This is a genomic window from Aquiflexum sp., assembly GCF_041749095.1.
Classification (GTDB): Bacteria; Bacteroidota; Bacteroidia; order Cytophagales; family Cyclobacteriaceae; genus Aquiflexum.
On record NZ_JBGTCA010000356.1, the window covers coordinates 1 to 5,587 of the forward strand.

7 protein-coding genes are annotated in these 5,587 nt (G+C 36.2%); 3 read left to right on the plus strand and 4 right to left on the minus strand.

Features of this window, described 5'->3' with window-relative positions:
* Nucleotides 1–585, plus strand: a 585-nt coding sequence (locus tag ACEW8O_RS15950) for a penicillin acylase family protein (RefSeq protein WP_373495620.1), incomplete at its 5' end; no start/stop codon positions are given.
* 81 nt (nt 586–666) lie between these two features.
* On the opposite strand, the gene ACEW8O_RS15955 is transcribed toward ACEW8O_RS15950, so the two are convergent.
* The 4 genes from ACEW8O_RS15955 to ACEW8O_RS15970 all read right to left on the minus strand — a co-directional run bounded on the left by ACEW8O_RS15955 (nt 667) and on the right by ACEW8O_RS15970 (nt 3,786).
* Nucleotides 667–1,002: a rhodanese-like domain-containing protein gene (locus ACEW8O_RS15955; RefSeq protein WP_373495621.1), complete on the minus strand. Its 336-nt coding sequence runs from the start codon at nt 1,000–1,002 to the stop codon at nt 667–669.
* A gap of 98 nt (nt 1,003–1,100) precedes the next feature.
* The gene (locus ACEW8O_RS15960; RefSeq protein ID WP_373495622.1) at nt 1,101–1,328 is read right to left on the minus strand and encodes a hypothetical protein; all 228 of its coding nucleotides are present in this window, start codon (nt 1,326–1,328) and stop codon (nt 1,101–1,103) included.
* Complete coding sequence (locus ACEW8O_RS15965) at nt 1,312–2,268, minus strand: sterol desaturase family protein (protein WP_373495623.1); 957 nt, start codon at nt 2,266–2,268, stop codon at nt 1,312–1,314. Before ACEW8O_RS15965 ends, ACEW8O_RS15960 begins: the two co-directional genes overlap by 17 nt.
* 81 nt (nt 2,269–2,349) lie before the next feature.
* The gene (locus ACEW8O_RS15970; RefSeq protein ID WP_373495624.1) at nt 2,350–3,786 is read right to left on the minus strand and encodes a rhodanese-like domain-containing protein; all 1,437 of its coding nucleotides are present in this window, start codon (nt 3,784–3,786) and stop codon (nt 2,350–2,352) included.
* Nucleotides 3,787–4,184: 398 nt separating this feature from the next.
* Between ACEW8O_RS15970 and ACEW8O_RS15975 the strand changes: the two genes are divergently transcribed.
* Together ACEW8O_RS15975 and ACEW8O_RS15980 are read left to right on the plus strand one after the other, a co-directional pair.
* Nucleotides 4,185–4,346, plus strand: coding sequence for a universal stress protein (locus ACEW8O_RS15975; protein ID WP_373495625.1), 162 nt, complete (start codon nt 4,185–4,187; stop codon nt 4,344–4,346).
* A complete protein-coding gene (locus ACEW8O_RS15980) occupies nt 4,343–4,987 on the plus strand; it encodes a universal stress protein (protein ID WP_373495626.1) in 645 nt (214 codons plus the stop codon). The genes ACEW8O_RS15975 and ACEW8O_RS15980 overlap by 4 nt, the downstream gene beginning before the upstream one ends.
* Nucleotides 4,988–5,587 lie beyond the last annotated feature (600 nt).

Sequence of the window (5,587 nt, forward strand, 5' to 3'; positions counted from 1 at the left end):
AGGAAAATAAGGTTTGAGATCAAAAACGTGGTTGTTCCCAAAGAGGCTCTCCTTTGGGTGGGATCTATCCAATTGACCAAGATCATTTCATGGCTTGAAGATCCATCTAAGATATTCAACAATAACCCGATCCAAGAAAGGGATAAGTTCCTAAAGCAATGTTTTGAATTGGCTTTGACTGAACTTGAAAATAAACTCGGCCCCGATCAATCCAAATGGCAATATGGTCAATCAGATTACAAACATGCAATGATAAGACATCCACTAAGTCTGGCCCTATCAGCAGAATGGAGAAATAAACTGGATATTGGGCCTGTACCCCGTGGCGGGTATAGCTTTACCCCTTCTGCCAATTCGTATGGTGACAATACTACTGCAGGAGCTTCTTTTAGGATAATTGTTGATACAGGAGATTGGGAAGGCACTTTAGGGATCAATACTCCAGGACAATCGGGTGATCCGGAAAGTCCATTTTACAAAAATCTTTTTCCAAAATGGGCAAACGATAAGTATTTCGTGGTTCCATACAACTATGATAATATTAAAAAGAAAACATTTGAAAGGACGATACTAAAGCCAAAATGAACAATTAGATAAATCCGATATCAATTAAAAAAAAATCCACCTGAAGAATTCTTCCGATGGACTTTTCAATATTCAACCCAATTAAACCACATCATATGGCCAACTCATGATCCCACCAGCCATATTATAGGTATGTTCAAAACCCATTTCACTCATTATTTCACAAGCTTGACCACTTCTGTTGCCGCTTCTGCAATAGATATAATACTTTTTATCTTTTGGCAAATTTTGAATTTGAGCCTTAAAATTAGAACTCATGATATCAATATTTCTTGCTCCTTTTAATTTTCCTGATCGGAATTCACCTGCTGACCTTACATCAATGATGACAGCATCTTTTGCATTCTTCCCCTTATTGAACTCTTCACAATAAAGGTCTGTATAATTTTTTGGCTTGATTCTAAAGAAATTAAACATGTTGTGATTGTTTTATCGAATACAAATTTAACCCTTGCCCAAGTTATAATTCGTAACTAAAATCACACTGAAAAATATCTTTCTAATTCCAATACCGATCAAGAGAATAATCGTTCCTTGCCCTTTAGAAATGCCAACCTGATCAATAATGCCCATGGGATACCATGGAAGACAAAATCTAACCAATCGGTCCATTCCATTCCTTTAGCGCCACCTGCTATCCATTTGATTTTGCCCCAGATATGTGGTTCCGGTACAAATGGTGCAAGGCCCAAAGTCAAACACAGAATGACAACATATATCCAATTATTAATTAACTCTTTCATGGAATTTTTCATTAGGTGAATCTGTCAATTCTGAAAGCGGATGCAATTTTGGCTTTGCTTTTTTATTTTTTGCGAATGGATAAGAAATCTGGGTCAAGAAAGTCTTGGGAAAATCCTCCATACCCTCAAAGCCCAAAGGTTCATCCTTTCCTTCATGGGGAATATAATCTGTTTTGAAGATATAATCCCAAAGACTTAGCGTGATACCATAATTAACCCCATACTTTCTGTCTTTTGGAAGGTACTTGGCATGATGCCAAAGGTGCATCATAGGATTGTTGAGAACGTACTTAAGCGGGCCATAAGTGATTTTCAAATTGGCATGATTGAAATGCCCAATCGCCGTGGTAAAAATATGCATGATAAAGAAATCCTTCAAACCAAAACCGATCATGGCCAAAGGGATATACTGAGCAGTTTTATAGATGATGGTTTCCATCCAATGGAATCTCAAATGTGCCGCAAATCCCATTTGTTCCACTGAGTGGTGTACTTTGTGAAATTCCCATAACACGGGTACCCTATGCAACATTCTGTGAACATTCGATTGTATAAAATCCGCTAAAATAAACATCAGCAAAAACTGGGTCCATCTTGGCCAGATTTCAATATGAAGCGCCACCAAATTTTCTATCCCAAACCAACCCAGAAAATCATTGAAAACCTCAACAGCGACATTGGAAATGGCATTGTAGGCAATGAGTGAAAACAAAAAGTAATTGAAGAACATGTAAAAACCATCCAACCAGAAGTCCTTTCGGAATATAGGCTGTTTTTCTCTCCAAGGGAGAAAAATTTCCAGTAACCATACGCCTATTGAGAGCCCGAGCAACCACCAAAAATAATTTTGCCAAGAAGGATAAAACATCTCGCTGACCAGGTAATCCCAGTATCCATAGTAAGAATCCCCAATTATTTTGATATATTTATCTAAATCCATCTCTACAATTTATCGAATTAAAAGAAAAAGACAATCCACTTGGATGCCTTTTTCGGTATTCCCATAAACCACAACTAATTATCATTTGATATAATCCTTAACATCCGAACCCATATCAAGGACTTTTACATTTTTTAATTCATTTTGAATAATACTGCTACCAATGGCAGAACGGTACCCTGTTCCGCAATGCACCACAACAGGCTTATCAGTTGGAATTTCATCTGTACGTTCCATTAACTCCGACAAGGGGATATTGATGGCATTTTTAAAAACTTTTTCTTTGGATACTTCACCTGTAGTTCTGATATCTATGACAGTAAAAGCTTCTCTATTGGAATCAAAAGCTTGTTGGTCAAAAATTTCCATTTTCTCCCCTCCCTTTTCATCATACACAAATGCCCCTTTAATAAAGGGTTCATATCCTATTTTTGCTGTTTTTGAAATCAGTTTATCCAAACTCTCCTCGCTCTCTGCAACTAAATAATAATTTGATCTGGGAGGTACAATACTCCCTAACCATGTTTCAAATTTGGCCCCGTTCATGATATTGACCGCCCCTTGAATATGTGACTTTTTAAATTGCTCTTGATTTCTACTATCAACCACCACAATTCCGCTATCAATTTTCTCATTCTTTTCAAGTCTGGATACTTTATCTTTTGATGTTTGATATGCAGGTGCTCCATTAATATTCAACTCAACATTATATGGAAAGTACTTTGGAATAAATGGTTGGTCTTCCAACAATAATTCCACAAACGCTTCCTTTGTCATCTCCTGCAAAGCATAGTTTGTCAATTTCTCCGCACCTATTGTACTGCTTGTTTTATCACTGATTGCCTTTCCACAAAGAGAACCTGCGCCGTGGGCAGGATAAACAATTACCTCATCGTCCAAGACCATCAGTTTTTCTCTTGTACTGTCATACATTTTTTTTGCAAGTTCAATTCTAGTAGCCATCAAATCCCCATCTGATTCTCTTAGATCCGGTCTTCCCACATCACCGATAAATAGCGTATCGCCTGTAAATACTGCTACATCTTTCCCGTTTTCTTCCACTATGATGGATATGCCATCAGGCGAATGTCCCGGTGTGTTGATCGCTTTTAACCTTATATTATTGGACAGTTTGATGACATCCCCTTCATCGAAAGTTTTGTGAGGATAATCAACCCCTGCAAGCATGCTGATGTAAATAGTTGCGCCGGTAGTTTGATGTATTTCCAAGTGTGAACTTACAAAATCCGCATGGGGATGGGTTTCAATCACACCTACTATTTTCGCTCCTTTTGATGATGCATGGTCATAATATTGCTGGGGATTTCTTCCCGGATCTACCAAGATCATTTCATTTCCCACTTGTATTGCGTAACTGAAATGGGCTAAACCATCATCTTCGAACTGTATTATAGAAACTTCTTTCATTTCGGCATGCTTTAGTAATTGGTTAAACTGAAATCCATTTGTAAGCGGAAAAATTCCAAAGGCCAATAAACTAAGAAATAATATTTTCATTTTCTGTTTATATTCAATAAATCAAAACTACTAAAATTAAAACCCTAATAATGTGACGGATGTTACATTATGAGATGATGTTTATCTTTAATCTGTGTAAAGATCAAATAATCAATATCTCTTTTCACTTATTTTGGAAATTTTACTTGAATAAAGGATTTCCGGGATTTAAAGTTCTTTTTGCCTCCAAATTTATAAGATATGTAATCAGACTAAAAAGAGTAAAAATCCAGTGGGAAACTGATAAAAATCAGGATTTAGAACCAAAAATTCTTGTAGCTTGGGGTATCTTTAGAGAACACAATTAATGAATTGTGATTTCAAAATATGAAAGAACAATGTCCCAAAATATTATCAAATCATTCTGAAAAAGTCTAAAAAACTAAAACACCCTTTCCATGAAAATCCTCGTCCCTACAGATTTCTCCGAAAACGCCGACAACGCATTGGAATTTTCCAAAAAAATAGCCAAACATAAAAATGCTTCGATCACCTTACTGTATGCGTTTTATGCCGTCTATGATTTTGCTTCTCAGCCACAGAGATCATCGGCCAAATAGAACAGGATGCGAAAAAAGAACTTAAAAAAGCTGTCGATAAAGGCCAGGCAGAAGGTCTTCATTTTGATTACAAGATCGTGCAGGGCACAGTTGCAACAGCAGCAACTTCAATTGCCCTCCGGGAAGATTATGACCTGATAGTCATGGGAACCCAAGGCGCAAGTGGCATCAAAAAAGCATTGATCGGTTCCAACACAGGACATGTCATCAAAGAGTCCAATGTCCCGGTCCTGGCTATTCCATCAGACTCGGATTGGGGTAAAGAAAATAAAATCTCAGTTGCAATTGAATTGGAAAATGAAGACGAGAAGTATTTTAAAAAGCTTTTTTTTCTAACAAAGGGTTTAAAATTGCCATATGAGTTTTTCCATGTAAATACAAATGGAACCTTCGGAAAGGATATAGAATTTAAAGGATTGGAAGTTTTGATCAAAGAACAATATCCTGATCAGGAGATCAGCTTCACGGTTCTAAATTCCAAAGATGTCAATAAAGGAATCGAGCAATACCTGAACCAAAATCCAGGTGCAATGTTGGTCATGTTTTATAAGAACAAAACTTTCTTTGAATATCTTTTCAACAAAAGCACCAGTCTGGAAATGGCCTATCATACGCATGTCCCGCTTTTGGTGGTGAAGTGAGAGGATTGATTTTAGACCTGCCTGCCGATATGCAGGTTTTAGAAGGTAGATTTTAGATTGGTGGCGTCTTCTGAAAGAAGCTTCTCAACTTTTTTGATATAACTCAAAATCAAATGCGAATGAAAGCCTCCTCTGTAGAATTTCGGGGAATCTACTTCTATTGGAAGTGAGGTCCAATTGATTTTTACCATAGAATAAATTATGTCACAGAGATTTGGTAATAAACCAAAGCTTGGAATTGTTTCCGTCTATTCAACTTAAATCAAAGATATTAGGTAGGATGATGTATTAAAAAATCATTTAAGGTTTCAAGTAAATTGAGACCCTTAAAAATCAAAAATATATTTTCATAACTATCAGGTTATTAGTACATTATTTCATAATTTTTTCCTACATTTCTTAGAATTTAAATACCCTTATAATTATTGACATTATCCTTACCCAGTAGCGATTTTTATCATTTTTATTCTCTTAAAATCACAAACAAAATTTCAGTCAAACCTTAAAAACTCAATGAAACTCAAGAAAAAAACCCACTTAAAAAAAATGAAAAATTCCTATGAAGAAGAACGAAATTTTTGGATTAATCCTGACAATCGG